The organism is Sphingomonas sp. (assembly GCF_032114135.1).
Lineage (GTDB): Bacteria > Pseudomonadota > Alphaproteobacteria > Sphingomonadales > Sphingomonadaceae > Sphingomonas.
This window is the reverse complement of the sequence record NZ_DAMCTA010000002.1, coordinates 638,057-661,666: the sequence shown is the minus strand read 5'-3', so window position 1 is coordinate 661,666 and position 23,610 is coordinate 638,057. Positions and strand designations below refer to the sequence as shown.

At 68.3% G+C, this 23,610-nt stretch carries 21 protein-coding genes; 3 read left to right on the top strand and 18 right to left on the bottom strand.

Translation table 11 applies throughout. The features are described 5' to 3' along the window. Positions 1-18 precede the first annotated feature (18 nt). The 4 genes from RT655_RS15110 to RT655_RS15095 all read right to left on the bottom strand — a co-directional run bounded on the left by RT655_RS15110 (position 19) and on the right by RT655_RS15095 (position 4,260). Positions 19-432, bottom strand: coding sequence for a hypothetical protein (locus tag RT655_RS15110; protein WP_313538252.1), 414 nt, complete (start codon positions 430-432; stop codon positions 19-21). Further along, positions 419-1,495, bottom strand: a complete 1,077-nt coding sequence (locus RT655_RS15105) for a DNA/RNA non-specific endonuclease (RefSeq protein ID WP_313538250.1) — start codon at positions 1,493-1,495, stop codon at positions 419-421. The genes RT655_RS15110 and RT655_RS15105 overlap by 14 nt, the downstream gene beginning before the upstream one ends. Before the next feature lie 112 nt (positions 1,496-1,607). Beyond that, positions 1,608-2,762, bottom strand: a complete 1,155-nt coding sequence (locus tag RT655_RS15100; protein ID WP_313538248.1) for a DUF1501 domain-containing protein — start codon at positions 2,760-2,762, stop codon at positions 1,608-1,610. 4 nt (positions 2,763-2,766) lie between these two features. After that, a complete protein-coding gene (locus RT655_RS15095; RefSeq protein WP_313538247.1) occupies positions 2,767-4,260 on the bottom strand; it encodes a DUF1800 domain-containing protein in 1,494 nt (497 codons plus the stop codon). Between the two features lie 239 nt (positions 4,261-4,499). Between RT655_RS15095 and RT655_RS15090 the strand changes: the two genes are divergently transcribed. After that, the gene (locus RT655_RS15090) at positions 4,500-4,778 is read left to right on the top strand and encodes a hypothetical protein (RefSeq protein ID WP_313538245.1); all 279 of its coding nucleotides are present in this window, start codon (positions 4,500-4,502) and stop codon (positions 4,776-4,778) included. A gap of 91 nt (positions 4,779-4,869) precedes the next feature. Here RT655_RS15090 and RT655_RS15085 read toward each other — a convergent pair whose 3' ends face one another. Continuing rightward, positions 4,870-5,133 carry a hypothetical protein gene (locus tag RT655_RS15085; protein WP_313538243.1) on the bottom strand — a complete coding sequence of 88 codons (264 nt, stop codon included), beginning with the start codon at positions 5,131-5,133 and terminating at the stop codon, positions 4,870-4,872. A 262-nt stretch (positions 5,134-5,395) separates the two neighbouring features. On the opposite strand from RT655_RS15085, the gene RT655_RS15080 reads away from it, so the two are divergent. Both RT655_RS15080 and RT655_RS15075 read left to right on the top strand, forming a co-directional pair. Then, entirely contained in the window at positions 5,396-6,211 is an 816-nt protein-coding gene (locus RT655_RS15080) for a TorF family putative porin (protein WP_313538241.1), read from the top strand. Between the two features lie 92 nt (positions 6,212-6,303). Then, a complete protein-coding gene (locus RT655_RS15075; protein WP_313538239.1) occupies positions 6,304-7,185 on the top strand; it encodes a hypothetical protein in 882 nt (293 codons plus the stop codon). A gap of 22 nt (positions 7,186-7,207) precedes the next feature. Here RT655_RS15075 and RT655_RS15070 read toward each other — a convergent pair whose 3' ends face one another. The 13 genes from RT655_RS15070 to murF all read right to left on the bottom strand — a co-directional run bounded on the left by RT655_RS15070 (position 7,208) and on the right by murF (position 23,550). Continuing rightward, on the bottom strand, positions 7,208-8,347 hold the full coding sequence (locus RT655_RS15070; RefSeq protein ID WP_409530282.1) for a deoxyguanosinetriphosphate triphosphohydrolase: 1,140 nt from the start codon (positions 8,345-8,347) through the stop codon (positions 7,208-7,210). 67 nt (positions 8,348-8,414) lie between these two features. Then, entirely contained in the window at positions 8,415-10,211 is a 1,797-nt protein-coding gene (locus RT655_RS15065) for an SPOR domain-containing protein (RefSeq protein ID WP_313538236.1), read from the bottom strand. 84 nt (positions 10,212-10,295) lie between these two features. After that, complete coding sequence (gene ftsZ, locus RT655_RS15060; protein ID WP_313538234.1) at positions 10,296-11,777, bottom strand: cell division protein FtsZ; 1,482 nt, start codon at positions 11,775-11,777, stop codon at positions 10,296-10,298. 112 nt (positions 11,778-11,889) lie between these two features. Further along, complete coding sequence (gene ftsA, locus RT655_RS15055; RefSeq protein WP_313538232.1) at positions 11,890-13,152, bottom strand: cell division protein FtsA; 1,263 nt, start codon at positions 13,150-13,152, stop codon at positions 11,890-11,892. After that, positions 13,152-14,120, bottom strand: coding sequence for a cell division protein FtsQ/DivIB (locus tag RT655_RS15050; protein WP_313538230.1), 969 nt, complete (start codon positions 14,118-14,120; stop codon positions 13,152-13,154). Before RT655_RS15050 ends, ftsA begins: the two co-directional genes overlap by 1 nt. Next, positions 14,117-15,037 (bottom strand): D-alanine--D-alanine ligase, encoded by a 921-nt coding sequence (locus RT655_RS15045; RefSeq protein WP_313538228.1) that lies wholly within the window; start codon positions 15,035-15,037, stop codon positions 14,117-14,119. The genes RT655_RS15050 and RT655_RS15045 overlap by 4 nt, the downstream gene beginning before the upstream one ends. After that, positions 15,034-15,924, bottom strand: coding sequence for a UDP-N-acetylmuramate dehydrogenase (gene murB / locus RT655_RS15040; RefSeq protein WP_313538227.1), 891 nt, complete (start codon positions 15,922-15,924; stop codon positions 15,034-15,036). Before murB ends, RT655_RS15045 begins: the two co-directional genes overlap by 4 nt. Further along, the gene (murC, locus tag RT655_RS15035; RefSeq protein WP_313538223.1) at positions 15,921-17,333 is read right to left on the bottom strand and encodes a UDP-N-acetylmuramate--L-alanine ligase; all 1,413 of its coding nucleotides are present in this window, start codon (positions 17,331-17,333) and stop codon (positions 15,921-15,923) included. The genes murB and murC overlap by 4 nt, the downstream gene beginning before the upstream one ends. After that, positions 17,330-18,484: an undecaprenyldiphospho-muramoylpentapeptide beta-N-acetylglucosaminyltransferase gene (gene murG, locus RT655_RS15030; RefSeq protein ID WP_313538221.1), complete on the bottom strand. Its 1,155-nt coding sequence runs from the start codon at positions 18,482-18,484 to the stop codon at positions 17,330-17,332. The genes murC and murG overlap by 4 nt, the downstream gene beginning before the upstream one ends. Continuing rightward, on the bottom strand, positions 18,481-19,713 hold the full coding sequence (locus RT655_RS15025; RefSeq protein WP_313538217.1) for a putative peptidoglycan glycosyltransferase FtsW: 1,233 nt from the start codon (positions 19,711-19,713) through the stop codon (positions 18,481-18,483). The genes murG and RT655_RS15025 overlap by 4 nt, the downstream gene beginning before the upstream one ends. Beyond that, on the bottom strand, positions 19,710-21,107 hold the full coding sequence (gene murD, locus RT655_RS15020) for a UDP-N-acetylmuramoyl-L-alanine--D-glutamate ligase (RefSeq protein WP_313538215.1): 1,398 nt from the start codon (positions 21,105-21,107) through the stop codon (positions 19,710-19,712). Before murD ends, RT655_RS15025 begins: the two co-directional genes overlap by 4 nt. Beyond that, positions 21,104-22,177 carry a phospho-N-acetylmuramoyl-pentapeptide-transferase gene (mraY, locus tag RT655_RS15015; protein WP_313538212.1) on the bottom strand — a complete coding sequence of 358 codons (1,074 nt, stop codon included), beginning with the start codon at positions 22,175-22,177 and terminating at the stop codon, positions 21,104-21,106. The genes murD and mraY overlap by 4 nt, the downstream gene beginning before the upstream one ends. Further along, the gene (gene murF, locus RT655_RS15010; protein WP_313538210.1) at positions 22,165-23,550 is read right to left on the bottom strand and encodes a UDP-N-acetylmuramoyl-tripeptide--D-alanyl-D-alanine ligase; all 1,386 of its coding nucleotides are present in this window, start codon (positions 23,548-23,550) and stop codon (positions 22,165-22,167) included. Before murF ends, mraY begins: the two co-directional genes overlap by 13 nt. Between the last annotated feature and the right edge of the window lie 60 nt (positions 23,551-23,610).

Here is a 23,610-nt window from a genome sequence, read left to right as displayed (position 1 = left end):
TGCATCAACTCTGGATGCTCAGAGCATATAGGACGGCGCGTCATCGTCCCAAGGTGGATACCGTACGGGCTTGTCGCCATAATAACGACGTAGCGCCCGCTCGCGCCGCTCCATCATGTCTTCGCTCCGGCCCGGATCGTCTGGATAGACGTAGGCAACCTCGAACCGCCCATCGCGGACGAAGTATTCCATTTCCGACCATCGCGCAGGCCCCTCTTGCGCGTGCCAAAGTTCCAGCAGGACGTCGCTCCAGCGATCCAGATCCGGCCGCCGATACATGACGTGATCGCCACCATCCTTGTAGATCGAGGGCGAAATCATCTCCGGATCGACTTCGGCCTGAAGCAAGCTGTTTTCAATCGGATAAAGGGGGTCCGCAGCCAGCATCTGCCCGATCTGCGCCAGCAGACGCTCCGTCTCATCGGTGGCCATGATGCCCTCCCCGGTCATTCGGCAGCTTCACACTGTTTTCACGTCCGTTGATGGTAAAAACGACGTCGATGGCTCTTGGCCGCTGTGACGTACCACCAAAATGCGGCACGATCTTCACCGTCACTGCGCTTCCCGCCTTCTTCGCCTTCGCCCATTGATCCTCAAGAGCCCTATACTTACCGCGATTGACGCTGGAATCCTGCGCGAAGTGGTTAAACGCCTCCGTCGGGCCATTAAAGCGCGGTGCGATGTAATGCCCGCCATCGTCCTTCGGCAGGCGATCGGTGCCACCGGCACTGCGTTGAAGGCTTCTCGATCGAGGCTGCGGTTGCGCAAGAACCAAGACACCAGAAACTCGCCGAGTTCGCTCGCGCTCGTCGATCTCATACTCATAGCCGTTGCGGAACACATGCCGCCAAGTTGACCGATCGGCTTGGCTGCCGAGCTCGGTGACGGCGTGATTTCTGTGGGTAGCGGCGTAGCGCTTATCGACAGAAGGCGCTTCCCAGCTCCCGCTAGCCCCTCCACCGCCGAAGCTTCCACCTCCTCCTAAACCTCTAACGCCCGAATCCTTCGCGGCAGGCAGCCCTCGCCAGCTACCGCTAAATCCTCCGCCACCGCCGCTCCCTCCACCACCAACAAATGTCCCTCCCTCATTCAAAGAAGGTAGGGAAGGCGGAGGAGGCGACGGTGGAGAAGGAAGGGGACGGAAATGATTTTGATAGTATCGGTACCGAGTCTCGATCGCGTCTCGCCAATCCGGATCCCTCGGATGTTTGGCCAATTCGCTGGCCCTCCATGCGTCTGCCTCTTCAAGCGACGTGATGGGCTTGAGCTTCGGGTCGTCTCCATATGGCGGAACACGCTTCCGCTTCCGCTGTCCGATAACGCCGGACCCTCCCTTCGAGGTACTGCCAGCTCCTGCAAAGGTGAAACGACCATCGGACGGATCATGCCATGGGTTGAACTTGACCTCGATGGCGTCGCCTTCATCAGGGCGCACTTGTCGCCCCGTCCGCAACCAAATTGCAAAAGCTCGCCGTTGCTCCGTTGCTGTCTGCATGCGCATTCCCCCGCGTCCGCCGCCCAGAAACATCTAGAACAAAACAGGAACTTTGTCAAGGTTGCGTAACGATCCTGGCGCGCTACTCTTCCATTGCGGAGCAATCCGGTCCCTACCCCCTTACCAACCCCTCCACCCCCGCCGCCGTGGTCATCGCCGGGAACAGCGCCTTCGCCGTCCGCGCCGGGGGCAGCGCGAAGTGGCTGGAGACGGCGCTCGCGATCAGCACGTCGAGCGCGGTGGTGGGCTTCAAGTCCCGCCCCTCGTACAACGCCGCATCGCCCAGCCCCGGCCAGTCGGCCTGCACCCGGCCGCCCTGTACCGCGCCGCCGAGCAGCATCGCGACCGAGCCGGTGCCGTGATCGGTGCCGCCGGTGCCGTTGGCCTTCACCGTCCGGCCGAACTCGGTCGCCACCACCACCAGCGTATTGTCCCAATGCGGCCCCAGCCCGGCTTTCAGCGCCGCGACCATTGCGTCGAGACCCTTGAGCTGCCCGCCCAGCCGCCCGCGCTGGCCCGAATGCGTGTCCCAGCCGCCGGTCTCGATCATCGCGATCCGCGCGCCGCCGGGGGCCGAGAGCAGCTTGGCCGCCAGCGTGCCGGTGTCCGCCGCCTTCTTGCCGCCGTCGCTGCCGAGGTCGCCGGTGAGCATCCGCGTCGCCATCGCTTCCTGCCACAGCGGGTGGAGTTGCTTGTCGCCTTCGTACATCGCCGTCACCCGCGCGAGCAGGTCGTCCGAGGCCTCGGGCAGCGAAGAAGGCGCATAGCTGGCCACCTCCACGCTCCCGCGCAGCGCCATCGGCACCGCGGCGGCGAGCGCGATCGCCTTGTCGCCCTCGGGGAGCAGGCGGAGCAGCCGGTTCATCCAGCCGTCCTTGAGCTGATAGGCCGAGACGCCGCCGGTCTCGAGCACGTTCTGCCCGTCGAAATGCGAGCGGTCGCGGTACGGCGAGGCGACGGCGTGGACGAACAGCGCCTGTTTCGCCCGGTAGAGCCCGAGCGTGTTCGCCATCGCCGGATGCAGTGCGAACATGCCGTCGAGCTTGGGCGCGCTGGCGAAATCGGCGGCGAGGTCGCCGCGCGCGCCGGCATAGGCGGGGTCGCCGACGGGTGCGACGATGCCCAGCCCGTCGGCCGCGCCGCGCTGGATGAGGAAGACGAAGCGGCGCTCGGTCGGCGCGGCGGCGAAGGCCATGCGCGCGCCCAGCGGCGAGACCATCAGCGCGGTCGCGCCGGCGGCGAGCAATTGACGACGGTGGAGCATCATGACGCTATCTCCGCAGGAACTCGGGTGCGACCAGCAGAAGTGCCACCCCCTGGCTATTGCTTTCCGCCCGCGCGATGGATTGCGCGGTCGCGGGGCTCAGCGCCTCCGGGAACATCGCGGCGGCGCGGGCGCGCGGATCGATCTGGTCGCGGGTGCGCTGCGCCATCCGCTCGGCGGCTTCCACCCGGCGGAGCACCGCATCGGGCCCGGCCCAGGCGCCGGCGACATCGTCCCACCCCGCCGGCGAGCCCGGCTTCCACACCGGCTGGCCGAGCTGATACATCAGCCCCGGCACCGCATTGGGCTGGAGCTGCTGGGTGCCGACCGCGCGCATCGCCGAGATCGACCATTCCCAGGGCGACTTGAACTTCACCGTCCCCGGCGCCCAGCATTCGGGCGAGGCGATCAAGGTGCGGTAGAGGCTCGGCAGATCGCCGCCGGTCTTGCGAAAATTCGCCTCCAGCTGCGCGACCAGCTTGGGCGGCGGATCGTCGCCGGCGAAATGGCGGGCGAGTTTGGTGGCGATGTGTCGGGCGGTCGCTGGATGCGTGGCGAGATGGTCGAGCACCGCCGCCGCCTGCGCTTCACCTTGCTGGCTCCATTGCTGGCCCAGGATGGTCCGCGCGCCCGGCTCGTGGAGCGCGTCCGCATAGACGAAGTCGCCCTGCCGCCCGGTGCCGCCGATGAACTTCGCCACCGGTCCGCGGCCGAATCCGGCGATGGTCCAGCCGGTCAGCGCACGGGCAAACTCGGTGACGTCCGCTTGGCTGTAACCCGCGCGCACGCCGAGCGTATGGAGTTCCAGAATTTCGCGGGCGAGATTCTCGTTAAGGCCCAGCGCGCGGCGCACATTGGGCCGATTTGCCGCGCGCATCGCCAGTGCGCTGTTCGGCCCCACCGATACCGCCTGGTCAAGAAACAGCAGCATCGCCGGGTGGCGCTCCACCGCGAACAGCATCTCGCGGAAGCTACCCATCACATGCGGGCGGATCGCCTCGAACTCGAACGCGCCGGCAAGGTTGGTCACCTCCATCTTGTCGCCCGAGACGGCAAAATGGTTGGCCCAGAAATGCACCAGCCGCTCGGCAAAGGGCGCGGGCGATTGGAGCGCGGCGAGCGCGCGGGCAGTGACGGCGCCGTTGTACAGGTCGCGGCTTTGCTGGCCGAACTGCTTGCGCAGCGCCTCGGCGGGGTCGTCGCCGGTCTGGACGATCGGCGGCTGCGGCACGAGCGGCGCCATTGCGCCCGCTGGCCGGGCGTTCATCGCTGGCGGCGGCGGTGCCGATGGCGTGCTCTTTCGCAACTGCGAAATACGATCGCGATAGGCGGCGAATTCCGCGACGAGCGCGTCGCTGGTCGGCTGCCCCGCCAGGGGCGCGGGCGCGACGACATAGCGATGTAGTTGCTGTTCCAGCCATGCGCGCGGCTCCGCACCCGGTCCGTCTTCCAGGCGTGTGCCTAACCCGAAGCGATTCAACGCAATACTCATACCCGCCATCGGCTACACTCCGCTGACCGGTGCTCCGTATACGGCCCGATTGTCGCACGATTGTGCCAGAGGTGATCGGTTCGTCGCATCGCCGTCCCGTTCGTCCCGCCTGGACACGGTTGCGCTGACTGCAATCAAGACCGCCGCGCTTTGCGGTTGTCGAATCTGCTGCACCGCAACAAATTGTCTATCAAGAACATACGAAGGATGCCGATCTGGCTCTTTTGGCCCAACGAAGGAGAAAGATCGTGACCCGTTTCACCATCGCACTCGCCGCTACCCTGTTCGCCGCCGCTCCCGCTTTCGCTGCCGATAATGACGCGCGCAGCTTCACCCGCGACGGCGTGACCTACACCTACACCTCGACCGTCAAGGGCGACGTGAAGATCCTGGAAGGCGTTGCCAAGCCGGGCAACCAGAACTTCCGCCTCGTCGTGCGCAACGGCTGGGTCGATGGCAACGCAGCCGGCACGCGCGTGTCGTTCCGCGTGCCTAAGACGACCAAGGTGCAGGTCGCGTCGCGCTAAGTGACCCCTAACCGCTCCCGGAAAAACTAAGAACCCCGCGGCCGCCTGGGCGACCGCGGGGTTTTCCGTTCTGGGGGGACGGAACTCGAAATTATTCGGTGGCGCCGACGCTGCTGCTGCCGGTCTCGCGGCGGGCTTCTTCGGCCGGGGCCTTGCGGGTGGGCAGATACTGGTGCTTGCCGGCCTGGTGATGCGCCTGGGTGGCGGCAGGCTTGTGGTCCTTCATCCGCCAGGTGACGATCTGGCTCTTGCCGGCGGGCATCCAGACCCGCTCATGGGTTTCGTGCAGCGACTGGGCGGCCGCCGGCGCGGCGACCAAAGTCGCAGAAATCAGTGCGATGGTTGCGAGCTTCATGGTGGCGTTCCTCGTCGTTGGGAGCATCTTCTCCTGTCCCCAGCATCTACCCACACGCCGTTGCGGCACACTTGCGCGGCTGTAACGAAGCGTTGCTCCGGGCCGCGATGGTTCGCGAGCAACACTTTCTTACGATCGCGCCAAGAAGCGGCAATGCTGCGGCGGGAAGATGCACTATCGGAGCGACAGTCCCGTCCTTGAGAACGGGTCGCCGCGCCGGCGCAGGCTGGAACTTTCACTCGCACCCGAGAGGGAAGTTTCCATGAAGATTCGTCTTGCCGCCGCAGCCCTGCTCGGCCTCTCCGCGCCCGCTTTTGCGCAGGAAACCGCCCCGCCCCCACCCGTCACCGTCTCCGGCAGCGTCGCGCTGGTCTCCGATTACCGCTTCCGCGGCGTGTCGCAGACCGACAAGGAGATGGCGGTCCAGGGCGGCCTTACCGTAACCCATGAAAGCGGCCTGTACGGCTCGCTCTGGGGCTCCAACCTGTCGGGCTGGGGCACGTTCGGCGGTGCCAATATGGAGCTGGACGTGGTCGGCGGCTACAAACTGCCGATCGGCGGCGGCGCCGCGCTCGACGTGGGCGTGACCTGGTACATGTATCCGGGCGGCGCCTCCAAGACCGACTTCGCCGAACCCTATGTGAAGCTGAGCGGCAGCATCGGCCCGGTCTCCGCGCTGGCAGGCGTCGCCTATGCCCCGCCGCAGCAGGCGCTCGGCAACTGGAGCGCCACGCCCGAGAGTCGCGAGGGCGACAAGGAAGACAATCTCTATCTGTGGGGCGATGTGAGTGCCGCGGTGCCCAAGACGGCGATCACGCTCAAGGCGCATCTCGGCTATTCGGACGGCAACAAGGGCCTCGGCCCCAACGGCACCAGCGTCGCGCCGACCGGCAGCTATGCCGACTGGCTGGTCGGGGCGGACCTGGCACTGGGCAAGGTGGTGCTCGGCGTCGCCTATGTCGATACCAGCATCACCAAGCGCGACAGCGCCTATCTGCTGCCCAACTTCTCCAGCACCAAGGACGGCTCGACCATTGCCGGCAGCCAGGTGGTGTTCTCGGTGAGCGCTGCGTTCTGAAGGACGGTCCGGGCTCCCCATGCTGGGGGCCCGGAACGGCGGCGCGCGCCGCATTGCTTTACCGCGTGATATCCAGCCGATAGATCAACGCCATGCGTCATTCGGGATCCACCCTGGCCCTGGCTCTCCTGGTCGCCGGTTGCGGCGGTGCCCCGGCTGAGACGGCCTATGATCCGACGCGCACCGCCGACGCCTATGCCGCGTGCCGCCAACGTTCCGCGGGGCAAACGACGGTGCTGCTTGCCTGCGCGGACACCGCGATCACCGCAGCAGGACAGGCAGTCGACACGCCCGAGTCCGCCGCGGCCTTCCGTGCGGCGCTGCGCCGATGGGGAGACGCTGCTGCCCAGTCGGGCGGCGTGTCAGCGCAAGTGACCTTTGCCCATCACGCCGTAGCCCTAGCGGCCCGACGCGCGGCGCTCCTGTCCGGCGACGCACCCGCCCTGCGTACGGCCGCAGCCCCCCTCGACGGCGGGCCCCTATGGGCGAAGAGCCGCGCGATCAGTTGCCGAGATCATGCCGTGCCGCACTGCGCGGAACGATATGACGCGCTGCTGTCGGGGCTTGGCCTTCCTCGGGCGAACCGCGCGGCAATGGCGCGCGCAGCGCCTCCGACAGGCCTGCCGCTGCCGCGTTGCGAGGCGATCGCGGCCGAGGGAAAGGTCGGCGGGGCGCTAGTCGACGCGTTTTACGCGCGCTACCCCAAGGCATTGGCCGGCAGCGACAGCGTGGAGACGGTCCCTCTCGATCCGGCCGCGCTCGACAATGTGGTCCGCTATCTCGTCTGTGTCGCGGGTGCGACCGATGAAGATCCCACGGTCGCCGAAAACGGGCTCGCGCTGTTCGGCAGCAAGCGCCATGGCGCCGCTGCGCGGCAAGCGCTCGCGGCGCTGGCGCGGCACCAGGATCCGATCGCTGGCGCAGCCCGCCGTTTCGAGGCGCAGATCAACGGCTATCTGCAAGGCCCGCGCTGATCGTTGTGCGCGGATCGGCAACCTAGAACCCCTCGGGCAGCTCGATCGCGCCGCAGAGCTCGCGGTAGCGCGCGATGGCGTAGCGATCGGTCATCCCTGCGATGAAATCGCCGATGTGGCGGCTGCGCCATGGCTCCTCGGTCGGCAGCGCCTCGCGCCATTCCGACGGCATCCGTGCGGGATCCGCGACATAGCCCGCGAACAGTCCCGACACGACCTGCCGCGCCGAGGCCGCTGCCGCCAGCTGGCTCGGATGATGGTAGAGATTGGCGTACATGAACCGCTTCAACCCACGCTCGGCGTCGCGCATCGATGGCGAGAAGCCCGCCAGGCAGCGTCCGGCATGGCGGACATCGTCCACCGTCTTCACACCCGACTCCGCGATGCGCGCCCTGGTCTCGGTAATGAGGTCGTTGACCATCAGCCCGATCTGCGATCGGATCAACTCACCGGTCAGCCGCTTGGGGGAAACGTCGGGAAAGCGCAGCTGCACCTCTGCCCAGGCTTCGGCGATCATCGGCACCGCCATGATCTGGTCGAGCGTCAGCAACCCGGCGCGCAGGCCGTCGTCAATGTCGTGATTGTCATAGGCGATGTCGTCGGCGATCGCCGCGACCTGCGCCTCGAGCGAAGGCCAGCTGTCGAGCTCGAGCGGGAACTCGGCATCGGCGGCGGCCAGCGCCCATTGCGGCTCGTGGATCGGGCCGTTGTGCTTGGCGAGGCCCTCCAGCGTATCCCAGGTCAGGTTCAGCCCGTTCCAGGACGGATAGGGGCTGTCGAGCCGCGTCAGCGTGCGGAGCGTATGGCCGTTATGGTCGAACCCGCCCTTCCCCGCCAGCGCCACCTCCAGAGCGTCTTCCCCGGCATGGCCGAAGGGGGGATGACCGATATCGTGCGCGAGGCATAGCGCTTCGGTGAGATCCTCGTTGAGCCCGAGCGCGCGGGCGATGGCGCGGCCGATCTGCGCGACCTCCAGGCTGTGCGTCAGCCGCACGCGGAAATGGTCGCCATCGGGGGCGAGGAACACCTGCGTCTTGTGGCGCAGCCGGCGGAAGCTGATCGAATGGATGATCCGGTCGCGGTCGCGCTGAAAGGCGTCGCGTGGGCCGCGCGCACCGCCGCCCGCCTCGGGATGCAGGCGGCCGCGCGTCTGGGCGGGCATGCAGGCCCAGGAGGAAAGCTGTTTCACCGCCGGGCCCCTAGCCCAAGCCGCGTCCCGTGTCGAAGGGTCACGGCGCGATCTTGGTGACCTTCTGCCCCGCCTCGCTGGTGACGACGAACGCCGAGACGCCCTCCCCCGCCAGCTTGTTGACGAAAGCCTGCGCCTCGCCGCTGGTCTTGAACGGACCGGTGACGATTCGGTTGGTCGCCTTGAACGCCATCCACCAGCCGCCGCGCGCCTTCAAGAGCTTGGGCGACTTGGCTGCGACGCCCTTCCAGGCGCGGTCGACGGTGGATTCGTTGGCGCCGCTCGCCACCTGCACCCAGACACGCTCGGGATCGGCCTTTTTCGGATCCGGCTTCTTGGGCTCGGGCTTCTTGCCCTTGACCGGCTTGGCGTCCTCGTCGTCCGCGGGTTTGGCGCTCTTCTTCATGCCAGGCTTGCCGGGCTTGGCGTCGGCGTCGTCTTCGACCCGCGCGCCCTTCTTGGCGCCCGGCTTCACCGGCTTGGCGTCGGCCTCGTCGTCGACCTTGGTGCCCTTCCTGGCGACGGGCTTTGCGGGCTTGGCCTCTTCCTCGTCCGCGACCACCGGCCGCTTGGGCTCGGGCTTGGGACGAACCGTGACGGTCGGCTTGGCGGCGACAACCGGCTTCGGCGCGACGGCGCTTGGACCGGCCACAGGCACGCGTTCGCTGGCGGGCACGTCGATATGGGCGATGATCGAGGCGAGCGGGGAATTCGCCGGCGCGACGTAGCGGACTTCCGGCTTCGGCGCCGGTATCGGCTGGACGAAAGGCCGCGATGCCGGCGTCGGCTGGACGATTGGCTGCGGAACCGGCGCAGGCTGCCACGCCGGGGGCGGCGTCGGGGTCGGCATCGGCGTCGGCTGCGGCATCGCCGGCTGGCTCGGCACGGCGCGCGCAACCGGCGCGACATCCGCCTTGGCGATCTGCACCGACGCGGTTTTGGGCGTCGAGGCGCCGCGGCGCCCACGGGTATCGGTGCGGACCGGCGCAGCGGCGGGCGTCACCGGCGTGGTCTGCGTGATCTGCACCGGCGCCGGGCCGGTATAGACCGGCAGCGACGGCGCCATCCGCGCATCTGCCAGCCGCGCCGGCGTCGGGGTCAGCTCGCCGAAATGGACCGCGAAGGCGCGGTCGGCGGGCCCCAGCGTCGCGATCCGGCGGAAGAAGGGCAGCAGGTTCTTGCCCGCCGCGCCCGGCAGCACCGTGCCCGCAATTTTCTCGGCACCGGCAACATCGCCGTTCATCGCCAGGATGAACGCCCGGTCGCGCCAGGCCGCACGGTCCTGCGCGCGGAGCAGCGCATCAAGCTCGCGCTCGGCCCCGGCCCGGTCGCCGCTGATGCCGAGCGACAGCGCATAGCGCCGCACCACATCGTTCTCGCGTCGGGTCGCCAGCGCCAGCTTGTAGTCGCGCTGGGCAAGCAAAGGCTGGCCGAGCAGATCATAGGCGAAGCCGCGATCGGCGGCGAACTCGCGCGGATCGACACCGCGCTGCTCGGCCTGCTGGAACATCTTCAGCGCCTCGCCCGGGCGGCCCTGCCGCACCAGCACCGCCGCGCGGTTGCTGGCGATGCGCGGGTTGGTCGCGTCGATGTCGTCCGCCCGCTGGAGCAGTGCCAGTGCGCCCGACAGATCGCCCAGCCGCGTGCTCAGCCGCGCCGCCGCGACCAGCGCCTCGATATCGCGCGGATTCTCGGCGAGCACGCGCATCTGCGTGGCGAGCGCATCCGCATCGGGATTGTGCGCCTGCACCACTTCGCTTTGCGCGAGCGCCGGATGTGCGCCGAGGAGCAGCGCCGACGCGAAGGCGCCGATGCCGAGATGTTTCTTGCTGATCATGTCGGGCTAACCGCTAAAGCCGCGGCGCTGAACCGCCGCTGACGGGGCAAGGGGTGGCCCGGCGAACCGTGCCACCCCTGCGCCTTACTGGTTGTTCTGGCTGCGCAGGAACCGCGGGATGTCGAGCGGATCCTTGTCCTCTTCCTCAGCAGCCTTGGTGCCACGCGAGGCCGAGGCCATGCGCTCGAACAGCGTGCCGCCGGTCTTGGGACGCGGCCGGGTATCGGCATCCTCGTCGCCACCGGTCAGCCAGCGACGGCGGCCGGCCGGTGCCTCGGGGGCCGGTGCAGGCGCGGCGGCCGGAGCCGGTGCGGGTGCCGGGACCATAGCTTCAGCGCCGAGCAGCAGCTCGTCCGACGCCGGGGCCGGCGGAGTCGGTTCGGGAGCCGGTGCCGGCGCGGCAGCGACCGGCTCGGGCGTCGGCGCGACGGGCGCCGGTGCGGGCGCTTCCTCGGCGACCGGGGCGGGTGCCGGCTCAGGCGCAGCGGCTGGCGCAGGTGCCGCTACCGGCTCCGGCGCAGCGGCCGCGGTGGTGCGGCGCGGCGTGGAGAAGGAGAAGACGCGCGGCTGCTCGGCCGGCGCGGCCGGGCGGTTCTCGACATTCGCGTCGATGCCGGTGGCGACCACCGACACGCGGATGCGGCCTTCCAGCTCCGAGTTGAACGCCGAACCCCAGATGATGTTCGCGTCCGGATCGACCAGCTCGCGGATATGGTTCGCGGCTTCGTCCACCTCGAGCAGGCGCATGTCCTCGCCGCCGGTGATCGAGACGATCACGCCCTTGGCGCCGTTCATGCTCACGCCGTCGAGCAGCGGGTTGGCGATCGCCTTCTGGGCGGCGATCAGCGCGCGGTCGTCGCCGTCCGCCTCGCCGGTGCCCATCATCGCCTTGCCCATCTCCTGCATCACCGAACGGACGTCGGCGAAGTCGAGGTTGATCAGGCCGGGCATCACCATCAGGTCGGTGATGCCGCGCACGCCCTGCTGCAGCACCTCGTCGGCCATCTCGAACGCTTCCTTGAAGGTCGTGTTCGCATTGGCGATCAGGAAGAGATTCTGGTTCGGGATGACGATCAGCGTATCGACATACTTCTGGAGCTCTTCGATGCCCGCCTCGGCCGACTGCGCGCGACGCTTGCCCTCGAAGGCGAACGGCTTCGTCACGACGCCGACGGTCAGGATGCCCATCTCGCGCGCCGCCTTGGCAATCACCGGGGCCGCACCGGTGCCGGTGCCGCCGCCCATGCCGGCGGCGATGAAGCACATATGCGCGCCTTCGAGCGACTGCTGGACCTGCTCGATCGTCTCTTCCGCTGCCGCGCGGCCGATCTCGGGCCGCGAGCCCGCGCCGAGCCCTTGCGTGATCTTCGCGCCGAGCTGGATGCGCTGCGGGGCGACCGACTGCTTCAGCGCCTGCGCATCGGTGTTGGCGACCAGGAACTCGACGCCCTGCACCTCGGCGCGGATCATGTTGGCGATGGCATTGCCGCCGGCGCCGCCAACCCCGATCACCGCGATCTTCGGCGTCAGTTCGTCCACGTCGGGCGGAAGGAAATCGATACTCATTCTATGGTCTCCCGTGGCAGCGCACGCGCACGCTGCACAGCCTGATATTCTCTGATGCACGAACCGAAGCGTCGACTCTAGTCACCACTAGCACCCCGGCGGACGCTTTTCCTTAATAATTCGCTCGGAACGCCGCGATCAACCGCTGGAACAGCGCGCCCGGGCTCGCCCGCGTCACCAGCTGGTGCCGGCTGGGCTCCAGGGTACGCAGGTCGATCGGATCGGCCGCGGCGAACTGGGTGAGCCCGGCCAGCGTCGAGAAGGCCGGACCGGCATGCGCATTGGGCATGGCGAGCAAGCCCCGCGGCCGCCCGACGCGCACCGCATTGCCCAGTGCCTGCTGGGCATAGTCGGCGATTCCCGCGAGCTCGGCACCGCCGCCGGTCAGCACGATCTGGCGGCCCACCGGCTCCTGGAAGTTGAGCTTCTTCAGCTCCTTCTGGATCTCGGCGACGATCCGCTCCAGCCGCTGGCGGATCACCGTGTTGAGCGCCGCCTTGGTGATGCGCGGCCCCTCGATCCCCTCATCCGCCGCGGCGGGGGCGACGTCGATCGTTTCGCGATTGTCGCGCGGGGAGAGATTGGCCGAGCCGTGGAAGCATTTGGTGCGCTCCGCCCAGGCACGCGCGGTGCCGAAGGCAGCGGCGATGTCGTCGGTGATGTCGGCCGACCCCATCGGGATCGACGCCAGCCCCGCCAGCACGCCCTGCGCGAAAACGGACACATTGGTCACGCCCGCGCCGATTTCGACCAGCGCGACGCCCAGCTCGCGCTCTTCCTCGGTAAGGCAGGCAAGACCGGTTGCCACCGGGGCGGCGATGATCGAGCGAACCTCCAGATGCGCCGAGCGGACGCACAGGTCGAGGTTGCGGACCGGCGAGCCGTCGGTGGTGACGACGTGCACGTCGACGCCCAGACGATCGGCGTGCAGCCCCAACGGCCGCTTGACGCCGCCCAGCCCGTCCACCGTGTAGCGCGTCGGTTGCGCGTGCAGCACCATCCGCCCCTGCGGATCGATCGCCCCGCGCCCGGCCTTGAGCAGATCGTCGATATCCGCCTGCTCGACCCGGTGGCCGCCTAGATCCGCCTCGACCTTGACGACGCTGGAGACCAGCCCGCCCGCCGAGAAGCTGACCCAGACATCCTCGATGTTGAACCCGGCGATCCGCTCGGCCTGCTCTACCGCTTCGCGGATCGCGATCTCGGTGGCGTGCATGTCGGCGACATAACCACGCTTCACGCCCCGGCTCTCGCGCTGGCCGGTGCCGAGCACGATCAGATTGCCCTCGTCGGTCCGCTGCGCGATCAGCGCCGAGACCTTCGACGATCCCACGTCGAGCGCAGTGATCAACCCTTCCGGCGCTGTTTTCGCCATCAGCCTTCCCCCGAGCCGGTGCCCGCCGGCGGCGTCGTTATACTCGTTGGAGCGATCGGTGCGGCCGTCGGCGCGGTGGATACCGGCGGCGGCGGCTCGATCACGCCCTGCCGACGCACAACCAACTTGTTTGCGTCGCGCATGTCAAATCCGACATAGCCCCGGCCCAGCAGCCGCTGCGTCCCGTCGATCGCCACGAACTTCTTCAGCGCGGCGATCGCCTCGTCCTCGCCTTCGGGGAGCTGCAATTTCTCGCCCGAGGTGAAGAACAGGTCCCAGCGCCGGTTGCCGACCCAGCTGGTGGCCTTCACCAGCGGCTTGAGCGCCGGCTGCGTCTCCAGCAGATGCTTGCGCGCGGCTTCCTGGGTGTTGGCGCCCTCGCCGATCAGCAGCGGCAGATCGGGCATCGCCTCGGGCGAGACCGGCTCCAGCGGCACGCCCGAGGGATCGATCAGCATCAGCTGGCCATGGTTCTGCCACACCGCGGCGGGGCTCCGCTCCTCGATCGCAATGTGGAGCGTGCTCGGCAGGCGGCGCGAAACGCGCGCGTCCTTCACCCAGGGGAATTTGAGCAGCCGCTGGCGCACGTCTTCCAGATTGACCAGCGGCATCGCGCGCGAATCCTGGTCTAGGACCTGCTCGTAGACGGTGGCACGGTCCATCCGCTTCAATCCGTCGATCTGGATCTCGTCGACCTTGAGGCCGGCATCGCCGACCGCCTGCGCGACGCCGACGCCGATCATCTGCGGCACGCCCGCCAGGATGCCGATGGTCAGCACCACCGCGCCCACCGCGCCGACGATGCTCCAGGTGGTCACCTTGTGCAGCGTCTCCGGGCTCAGCGGGATGCCGGCAATCGCCTGGTCGAGCATACCCGTCCGCTGCGGCCGGCGCGCGGTGCCGCGCGGCTTCGGCTTTTCGCCGCGCCGGGTGGTCGCGCGCTGCGCTTGGGCGGGCCTGCGGCTCACAATGCCTCCTCGACGATCCGTTGCACCAGGCTAGCATAGTCGATGCCCAGATGGCGCGCCTGTTCGGGCACCAGGCTGAGGGGGGTCATGCCGGGCTGGGTGTTGACCTCAAGCAAGAACAGCCCGTCGACGCCTTGCGTATCGTCCCAGCGGAAATCGGCGCGCGAGGCGCCCTTGCAGCCGAGCAGCCGGTGCGCGTCGAGCGCGATCCGCTTGCACGCCTCGGCGACATCGTCCGGGATTTGCGCCGGGAAGACGTGTTCGGTCAGCCCGTCGGTGTACTTGGATTCATAGTCGTAGAAGCCGCTTTTCGGCTTCAACTCCGTCACGCCCAAGGCCTGGTCGCCCAGCACCGCGGTGGTCAGCTCGCGCCCGCGGATGAACGGCTCGGCGAGCAGTTCCTCGAACTCCTGCCAAGGCCCGCGCGCGTCCGGGTGGATCGGGTTGCCGACATTGCTCTCGGTCGTCACGATCGCGACGCCCACCGACGAGCCCTCGTTGACCGGCTTGAGCACATAGGGACGCGGCAGCGGGTCCTGCCGGTACAGCTCCTCGCGCGACACCATCCGGCCGCCGGGCATCGGGATGCCGTGTGGCACCAGCGCCTGCTTGGTCAGCTGCTTGTCGATCGCGATGACGGAGGTGACCATGCCCGAATGGGTATAGCGGATGCCCATCAGATCGAGCATGCCCTGCACACTGCCATCCTCGCCAGGGGTGCCGTGGAGCGCGTTGAACACCACGTCCGGCTTGGCTTCAGCGAGCTTGGCGGCAACGTCACGGTCCAGGTCGATGCGGGTGACGCGGTGGCCGAGGCCTTCCAGTGCATCCGCGACGCCGTTGCCCGACATCAGCGACACTTCGCGCTCGGCCGACCAGCCGCCCATCAGCACGGCAATGTGGAGATTCTTCGTCATTTACTGGCAACACCCACGCGCTGAATTTCCCATTCCAGTTCCACGCCCGACTGCGCCTTGACCCGCGCGCGGACGTCCTCGCCCAACGCCTCGATATCGGCGCTGGTCGCTTCCCCCAGATTGAGGAGGAAGTTGCAATGCTTCTCGCTGACCTGCGCGTCGCCGCGGCGCAGGCCCCGACAACCGGCCGCGTCGACCAGCGACCAGGCCTTGTGGCCCTCCGGGTTCTTGAAGGTCGAGCCGCCGGTCTTCGAGCGCAGCGGCTGCGACTCCTCGCGCGCGGCGGCGATGCGGTCCATCTCGGCCTGGATGGCGTCGGAGGCCTTGGGGAAGCCACGGAAGGTGGCACTGACCACGATCGCGCCGTCCGGCAGGCTGCTGTGCCGATAGGTATAGCCGAGATCGGCATTGGCGAGCACCCGCCGCTCGCCGGAGCGGAGGACGATGTCGCATTCCACGAGAATGTCGCACGTCTCGCGACCATAGGCGCCGCCGTTCATCCGCACGAAGCCCCCGACCGTGCCCGGGATCGAGCGCAGGAACTCGATGCCGCCAATCCCCCAGTCGCGAGCCTTGGACGAGACGAGGATGCCCGATGCCCCGCCGCCGCAGCGGAGCGTGGTTTCGTCGACCTGCTCGACTGCGGCGAAGACCTTGCCGAGGCGGATCACCACGCCGGGCACGCCGCCGTCGCGGACGATCATGTTCGAGCCGAGGCCGAGGCCCATCACCGGCGTGGCGGGATCGAGCGCGGCAAGGAAGGACGCGAGGTCATCGGCATCGGCGGGCTCGAACAGCCACTCCGCCGCCCCGCCGCTCTTGAACCACACGAGCGGCGCAAGCGGGGCGTTCGGCGTGAGTTTGCCGCGGACCTCGGGTGTGTTCACGCATCCCCCCGCGCAGCCGCTATCGCCGGTGCGAGCCCGGCCGCCCACTTCGTGATGTCGCCCGCGCCGAGGCACACCACCATGTCGCCCTCGCGCACCACGCCGCCCAGCGCCGTCGCCAGCGCCGTCGCATCGGTAGTCGACGCCACTGCCCGGTGCCCGCGATGCGAGATCTGCTCGACCAGCGCATCGGCATGGACGCCCTCGATCGGTGCCTCGCCCGCCGGATAGACGGGTGCAACATACACCATGTCGGCATCGTTGAACGCCTGGGCGAACTCGTCCATCAGATTGCCCAGCCGCGAATAGCGGTGCGGCTGCACCACCGCGATCACCCGGCCGCGCGTGCTCTCGCGCGCCGCCGCCAGCACCGCACGGATTTCCACCGGGTGGTGACCGTAATCGTCGATGATCGCCGCCCCCGCGACTTCGCCCACCTTGGTGAAGCGCCGCTTGACGCCGCCGAACTTGGCGAAGCCCTGCTGGATCGTCGCATCGGGGATGCCCAGCTCCAGCGCCACGCCGATCGCGGCGAGCGCGTTCTGGACATTGTGGCGGCCGGGCATCGGCAGCTCGATATTCTCGATCGAACGCGTGCTGCCGTCGCGATGGCGGATGATTGCCTCGAAGCGATTGCCCCCGGCATGCGGCGTCACGTTCACGCCGCGCACATCGGCGCTAGCGGCAAAGCCATAGGTGACGATCCGCCGGTCGCGCACGCGCGGGATGATCGCCTGTACTTCCGGATGATCGAGGCACAGCAGCGCCGCCCCGTAGAAGGGCACATTCTCGACGAATTCGACGAACGCCGCCTTCACCCGATCGAACGAGCCATAATGATCGAGATGCTCGGGATCGATATTGGTGACGATCGCGAAGGTGCCGTCGAGCCGCAGGAAGCTGCCGTCGCTCTCGTCGGCTTCGACGACCATCCAGTCGCCCTCGCCCAGCCGGGCGTTCGAGCCATATTGATTGATGATCCCGCCATTGATCACGGTCGGGTCCACCCCGCCGGCATCGAGCAGCGCCGCGACCATCGAGGTCGTCGTCGTCTTGCCGTGCGTGCCCGCCACCGCGATGGTGGATTTGAGCCGCATCAGCTCGGCGAGCATCTCGGCACGGCGTACCACGGGGATGCGGTTCTGATAGGCGGCTTCGACCTCGGGATTGGTCCGCACAATCGCGGTGGAGACCACCACCACCGCCGCCTCGCCCAGATTCTCGGCGGCATGGCCGATGGTCACGGGGATCCCACGGTCGCGAAGGCCCTGCACGACGTAGGAGTCCGCCACGTCCGAGCCCTGCACCTTGTAGCCAAGGTTATGCATCACCTCGGCAATGCCCGACATGCCGATGCCGCCGATGCCGACGAAGTGAATGGTACCGATGTCGGTGGCGACGCCCTTCATGCGTAAGCAGGCCTTCCGTTCTTGTTGGCTTTCTGCACCTTCCCCACCGGGGCGCGGGGTGCGTGGATCGATTCGACGAGGTCGGCCAGATCGCGCACCGCATCGGGCCGCCCGACGCCGCGCGCCCGCGCCGCCGCATTCTCCAGCGCCTTGGTGTCGAGCCCCAGCTTCTGCATCTGCTTGGCGAGCTCGGGCGCGGTGAAGGCGCGCTGCGGGATGGTCCGCGCGCCGCCGGCCTCGGTGATCTCGCGGGCATTGGCGGTCTGGTGGTCGTCGGTGGCGCTGGGCAGCGGCACGAGGATGGCGGGACGCCCGGCGGCGGTCAGCTCGGCGATGGTCGAGGCCCCTGCCCGCGCGATCACCAGATGCGCCCAGGCGAGCCGCTCGGGCATGTCGGGCAGATAGGTCGCGACCTCGGCGGGAATCTCGTGTTCCTGATATTTGGCGCGGACCATCTCGATGTCCTCGATGCGCGCCTGGTGTGTCACCTGCAGCCGGCGGCGGAAATGCACCGGCAGCAGCGCGAGGCCATCGGGCACCACCTGGCTGAGGATCGAGGCGCCCTGGCTGCCGCCGGTGACGAGCACGCGGAACAGCCCGTCTTCCTCGATCATCGGGTAGGGCTTGGCGCGCAGCGCCAGCACCGCCTCGCGCACCGGATTGCCGGTGAGGTGGGTCTTGGCCTCCCAGCCGGGCTTCATCCGCTCGACCTTGTCATAGGAGGTGGCGATCGCCGCCACCCGGCCCGCGACCAAGCGGTTGACCCGGCCCAGCACCGCGTTCTGCTCGTGGATCACGGTAGGGATGCGCGCGCCGAACGCCGCCGAGAGCGCCGGGAAGGCAGGATAGCCGCCAAAGCCGATCACCGCCGACGGGCGCAGCTTCTTATAGAGCTTCCGGGCCATCGCCCGGCCGGCCATCATCTGCCGCGCCGCCTTGAGATACCCGATCGGCCCGCCGCCCAGCCGCCCGGCGGGCAGCACATGCGTTTCGACGCCCTCGAACAGGCCCGGAAAGCGCACGCCGCGCTCGTCGCTGACCAGCGCCACCTGATGCCCGCGCCGTGCGAGCTCCACCGCCAAGGCAGCCGCGGGCACCATGTGCCCACCGGTGCCACCGGCAGCGAGGACATAACTACGGCGTTCGGTCATGCGGCTTTGCTCCAGCGGCCGGTATAGGGAGACCGTTTCAGATACGGGTTTCGTCGCGTGAAAGCGAGCAGCAGGCCATAGCCGATCGAAAGCGCGATCATCGACGATCCGCCATAGCTGATGAACGGCAGCGTCATGCCCTTGGAGGGCGCGATGCCGGTGTTCACCGCCATGTTGATCAGCGCCTGCACGCCGAACTGCGAAGCCAGCCCCGCCGCCGCCAGCAGCCGGAACGGATCCTCCTCGTCGAGCAGCTTCATCAGCACGCGCACGACGATGGCGAGATAGAGCAGCACGATCACCGCGCAGGCGATCAGCCCGAACTCCTCGCCGATCACCGAGAAGATGTAATCGGTATGCGCCTCGGGCAGGCGGAACTTGATCTGGCCGCTGCCCGGCCCGGCGCCGAACAGCCCGCCGGCGGTCAGCGTGTCGTGTGCCATCTCCACCTGGTAGCGATCGGCGAGGGCCGCTTCCTTGGTGGGGAACAGAAAATTGTCGATGCGGGTGCGCGCGGTGCCGTAGAACAGATAGGCCGCGACCACGCCGCCGATCGCCACCCCGCCCAGCCCGGCGATCGCCGCGGGCGAGATGCCGGAGAGCATCAGCAGGATCACCCACACCGTGCCGAACAGGATCGTCTGGCCGAAATCGGGCTGGAGCATCAGCAGCACTGCGATCAGCGCGGTGATCGCGCCGGTGACGATCATCACCGGCAGCTCGGGATCCTTGGCGCGGAACGAGAGGATCCAGGCGGTCGAGACGATGAACAGCGGTTTCAGGAATTCGGACGGCTGCAGGTCCGAAATGCCGAGGCTGATCCAGCGCTTGGCGCCATTCACCTCATGCCCGACGATCGGCAGCAGTGCCATCAGCACGACGAACACCAGCGCCCCCGCCAGCGACAGCCGCCTTGCCGCCGAGGTCGGCAGCATCGAGACGAGGATCAGCACCGGCACGCAGATGCACACCCACATCAGCTGGCGCCAGAAATAGTACATCGGCTGCACGATGTGCGCCGCGTCCGAATAGCGCCGCGCGGTCGCGGGCGAGGCGGCGGCGACCGCCACCAGCCCGATCGCGATCAGCAGCAGCGGCAGGAACAGCAGCACCCGGTCCACTTCCCAGAACCACATGCCGGCGCGGGACTTGCTGGCGCGGCTGAGCTGGTTCGAGATGCGCGGTAGGCCGGCGTGCTTCTCTTCCACGTCCCCGGACTGGCGGCTCACCCGAGCGCCTCCACGGCGGCACGGAAGGCATCGCCGCGATGTTCAAAATCGCGGAACTGGTCGAACGAGGCGCAGGCCGGCGACAGCAGCACCGCCTCGCCCGGCTGGGCATGAGCGGCGGCGGCGCGCACGGCGGCCTCCAGCGTGCCGGATTGCTCGACGGGCATCTCGCCTTTGAGCAGCCGCGCGAACAGCGGCCCCGCCTCGCCGATGGCATAGGCGCGCGCGACATGGCCGAAGCCGGGGCGGCACGCCTCCAGGCTCTCGGTCTTGGCGACGCCGCCGACGATCCAATGGATGCGGGGGAACGCCGCGAGCGCAGGCGCGGTGGACTCCGGGTTGGTCGCCTTGCTGTCGTTGATGAACAGCACGCCGTTCCTCGTCGCGATCCGCTCCATGCGGTGCGGCAGACCGGGGAAGCTCTCCAGCCCTTGGTCGATCGCGGCCCTGTCGATACCGAGAGCTTCGCAGGCGGCGATGGCAGCGAGCGCGTTCTGGGCATTGTGCGGGCCCTGCAGCGCCGGCCAGCGCGACTGGTCCATGCACACGCCGGGGGCGATCTTGGTCACGTCCTCGGCGCGCCCGGAAAGCGCCACCTGCCGGGCGATGGTCGCCGATGCGGCATCGCCGATGCCGATGATCGCGGCATGGCCCTTGCTCTGCATCGCGAACAGCCGCGCCTTGGAGGCTGCATAGCCCTCGAAGCCGTCATAGCGGTCGAGGTGGTCAGGCGTGATGTTGAGCAGCACCGCGACGTCGCAGTCGAGGCTGTGGGTCAGGTCGATCTGGTAGCTCGAAAGCTCCAGCACATAGACGCCGCCCTCGGGGAGCGGCTCCTGGCCGAGTATCGGCAGGCCGATATTGCCGCCGAGGCGCGTGGGGATGCCCGCCGTCTCGAGGATGTGGTGGATCAGCGCCGTTGTGGTCGACTTGCCGTTGGTGCCGGTGATGCCGACCACGCGGTGCGAGGGCAGATCGGCGCGCGCCTGGGCGAACAGCTCGATGTCACCGACCAGCGGCACCCCGGCGGCGCGGGCGTGCGCCGCGATCGGGTGCCGGTTGAGCGGCACGCCGGGGGAGACGACCATGCCAGCATAGCCGGTCAGGTCGGATTCAAGCGGGTCGGCGAACTCCAATAGCCCCTCCCCTTCAGGGGAGGGGTTGGGGTGGGGCATGTCGGATCCACGCACCGGTTCGCTGGTGGAGAGTTCCCCACCCCAACCCCTCCCCTGAAGGGGAGGGGCTTGTACTAGCTCCAGCCGCTTGGACTCGTCGCTATCCCACGCCAGCACCCCCGCCCCGCTCGCCACCAGCGCGCGCACGGTCGCCGCGCCCGAGCGTGCGAGCCCGAGCACCGCGAAGCGTTTGCCGCGCCAGGCGGGGCTGGTGATCACCGCAGCTTGAGCGTCGCCAAGCCGGCCAGCGCCAGCACGAAGGCGATGATCCAGAAGCGGATCACCACCGTCGGCTCGGACCAGCCGAGCTGTTCGAAATGATGGTGGATCGGCGCCATGCGGAACACCCGCTTGCCGGTGCGCTTGAAGAAGAACACCTGGATGATGACGCTCAGCGCCTCCATCACGAACAGGCCGCCGATGATGCCGAGCACCAGCTCATGGTGGGTGGTGACGGCAATCGTGCCGATCGCCCCGCCCAGCGCCAGGCTGCCGGTATCGCCCATGAACACCGCCGCCGGCGGCGCATTGAACCACAGAAAGGCCAGCCCCGCCCCGATCATCGCGCCGCAGAAGATGGCAAGGTCGCCGGCGCCCGGCACGTGCGGGATGCCCAGATAGGTCGCATAGATCTTGTTGCCTGCGAGGTACGCGATCAGCATGAACGCCATGCCCGCAATCACCACCGGCATCGTCGCCAGCCCGTCGAGCCCGTCGGTAAGGTTCACCGCATTGCCGAACGCCACGATCGTGAAAGCGGCGAAGGCGATGTAGAAATAGCCGAGATCGGGGTGCACCCAGCTGAGGAACGGCACGTAGAGCTGGGTATTGCCCTCGGAGAAGATGATGATCGCGCTGGCGATCCCCGCGATCAGGAACTCGCCGAGCAGCCGCACCTTGCCGGAGACGCCGGCGGTCTTCTGCTTCCGCACCTTGTCGTAGTCGTCGAGGAAGCCGATCATCCCGAAGCCGAGCGTCACGAACATGCACGCCCAGACATAGGCGTTGCGCAGGTCCATCCAGATCAGCAGCGCCAGCGTCAGGCTGGTCAGGATCATCAGCCCGCCCATCGTCGGCGTGCCGCGCTTGGCGAGGTGGCTCTGCGGCCCGTCGTCGCGGATCGGCTGACCCTTGCCCTGGCGCAGGCGCAGCCAGCCGATGAATTTCGGCCCGACCAGCAGCCCGATCAGCAGCGCCGTCGCCACCGCCCCGCCGGTGCGGAACGACAGATACCGGAAGAGATTGAGGAGGCCGGGAAAGCCCAGCTGCTCCGCGATCAGATAGAGCATGATTGCCTTTCCGCCAGCGCGGCGACGATCGTCGCGAGCCGCACGCCGTTCGACCCTTTGATGAGAACCGCATCGCCCGGCGCGAGCCTTGATTCGAGCTCGGCCTTCGCAGCTGCGGCATCGGCCACATGGACGAAATCCACCCGCCCCTCAAGCGCAGCCGCCAGCGGCGCCATCGCCTCGCCCACCAAAATGGCTCGGCTCACCCCGGCCCCCGTGATCGGATCGGCGAGTTCGGCATGGAGCGCATCGGAATGGTCGCCCAGCTCGCGCATCTCGCCCAGCACGGCGATCCTGCGGCCAGGCTCGGCGCCGAGCACCTTGAGCGTCGCGCGCATCGAGCTGGGATTGGCGTTGTAGCTTTCGTCGATCACCAGCGCGGTGCCGTCGCCCACCGGGACACTCATCCGCGCGCCGCGTCCGGCGAGCCCGTCGAGTTCGGCGAGCGCGAGACCGGCGACTTCAAGGTCACCGCCCACGGCGTCGACCGCGGCGAGGATCGCCATTGCGTTGGACACCCAATGCTCGCCGGGTTGGGAGATGGTGAAGCTGAGCTCGCGTTCGCCGAAGCGGGCCATCACGAAGGTGCCGCCGCTCCGCGCGCGCATCGTATCAACCGCACGATAATCGGCGCCCTCGCCCAAGCCGAAGGTGACGACTCGGGTTGCATAGGGTCGCGCAGCGTCGAGCAGCCGGTCGCGATAGGGGCTGTCGAACGGCACGATCGCGGTGCCGCCGGCGCCAAGCCCCTGGAAAATCTCGCCCTTGGCGTCTGCGATGGCTTCGAGGCTATCGAAGAAGCCGAGATGCGCGGGCGCGATGGCGGTGACGATCGCGACGTGCGGGCGCACCAGCCGGGTCAATTGCGCAAGCTCGCCGGCATGGTTCATGCCCATTTCGAACACGCCGTAGCGGGCTTCGCGCGGCATGCGGGCGAGGCTCAGCGGCACGCCGGTATGGTTGTTGTAGCTCTTCACCGACCGATGCGCGCAGCCGGGATCGATCCGATCGAGCGCAGCGAACAGCGCCTCCTTGGTGCCGGTCTTGCCGACCGACCCGGTGACGCCGATGATCTTCGCCGACGAGCGCTTGCGGGACGCCGCCCCGAGCGCGTTCAGCGCGGCGGTGGTATCACCGACCCGGACGCTGGGTTGGTCGGTCGGATCGGACACCACCGCACCGGCCGCGCCCTGCGCGAAGGCCTGGTCGAGGAAACGATGTCCGTCGGTGCTCTCGCCCTTGAGCGCGAGGAACAGGTCGTCCGGGCCGACCTCGCGGGAGTCGAAGGCGACACCGGAGACGGCAAAGTCGACCGACGCAGTGCCCTGCGTGGCGGCAGCGATTTCCTCGGAGGTCCAGAGCGCGCGGTTCATCGCTCCCCTCCCGCTTGCGGGAGGGGTCGGGGGAGGGGTCGGGGGAGGGGCTGGAATGGG

What these genes read in the sequence shown, in the direction of transcription:
- RT655_RS15080 (WP_313538241.1), top strand. Translation starts at nt 5,396, where the DNA reads ATGAAGATTCGTCTTGCCGCCGCAGCCCTGCTCGGCCTCTCCGCGCCC.
- ftsZ (WP_313538234.1), bottom strand. Translation starts at nt 11,777, where the DNA reads ATGAGTATCGATTTCCTTCCGCCCGACGTGGACGAACTGACGCCGAAG.
- mraY (WP_313538212.1), bottom strand. Translation starts at nt 22,177, where the DNA reads ATGCTCTATCTGATCGCGGAGCAGCTGGGCTTTCCCGGCCTCCTCAAT.
- RT655_RS15045 (WP_313538228.1), bottom strand. Translation starts at nt 15,037, where the DNA reads ATGACGAAGAATCTCCACATTGCCGTGCTGATGGGCGGCTGGTCGGCC.
- RT655_RS15100 (WP_313538248.1), bottom strand. Translation starts at nt 2,762, where the DNA reads ATGATGCTCCACCGTCGTCAATTGCTCGCCGCCGGCGCGACCGCGCTG.
- RT655_RS15105 (WP_313538250.1), bottom strand. Translation starts at nt 1,495, where the DNA reads ATGCAGACAGCAACGGAGCAACGGCGAGCTTTTGCAATTTGGTTGCGG.
- ftsA (WP_313538232.1), bottom strand. Translation starts at nt 13,152, where the DNA reads ATGGCGAAAACAGCGCCGGAAGGGTTGATCACTGCGCTCGACGTGGGA.
- RT655_RS15110 (WP_313538252.1), bottom strand. Translation starts at nt 432, where the DNA reads ATGGCCACCGATGAGACGGAGCGTCTGCTGGCGCAGATCGGGCAGATG.
- murF (WP_313538210.1), bottom strand. Translation starts at nt 23,550, where the DNA reads ATGAACCGCGCGCTCTGGACCTCCGAGGAAATCGCTGCCGCCACGCAG.
- RT655_RS15065 (WP_313538236.1), bottom strand. Translation starts at nt 10,211, where the DNA reads ATGATCAGCAAGAAACATCTCGGCATCGGCGCCTTCGCGTCGGCGCTG.
- RT655_RS15085 (WP_313538243.1), bottom strand. Translation starts at nt 5,133, where the DNA reads ATGAAGCTCGCAACCATCGCACTGATTTCTGCGACTTTGGTCGCCGCG.
- RT655_RS15095 (WP_313538247.1), bottom strand. Translation starts at nt 4,260, where the DNA reads ATGGCGGGTATGAGTATTGCGTTGAATCGCTTCGGGTTAGGCACACGC.
- murG (WP_313538221.1), bottom strand. Translation starts at nt 18,484, where the DNA reads ATGACCGAACGCCGTAGTTATGTCCTCGCTGCCGGTGGCACCGGTGGG.
- RT655_RS15070 (WP_409530282.1), bottom strand. Translation starts at nt 8,347, where the DNA reads ATGCCCGCCCAGACGCGCGGCCGCCTGCATCCCGAGGCGGGCGGCGGT.
- RT655_RS15075 (WP_313538239.1), top strand. Translation starts at nt 6,304, where the DNA reads ATGCGTCATTCGGGATCCACCCTGGCCCTGGCTCTCCTGGTCGCCGGT.
- murC (WP_313538223.1), bottom strand. Translation starts at nt 17,333, where the DNA reads ATGAAGGGCGTCGCCACCGACATCGGTACCATTCACTTCGTCGGCATC.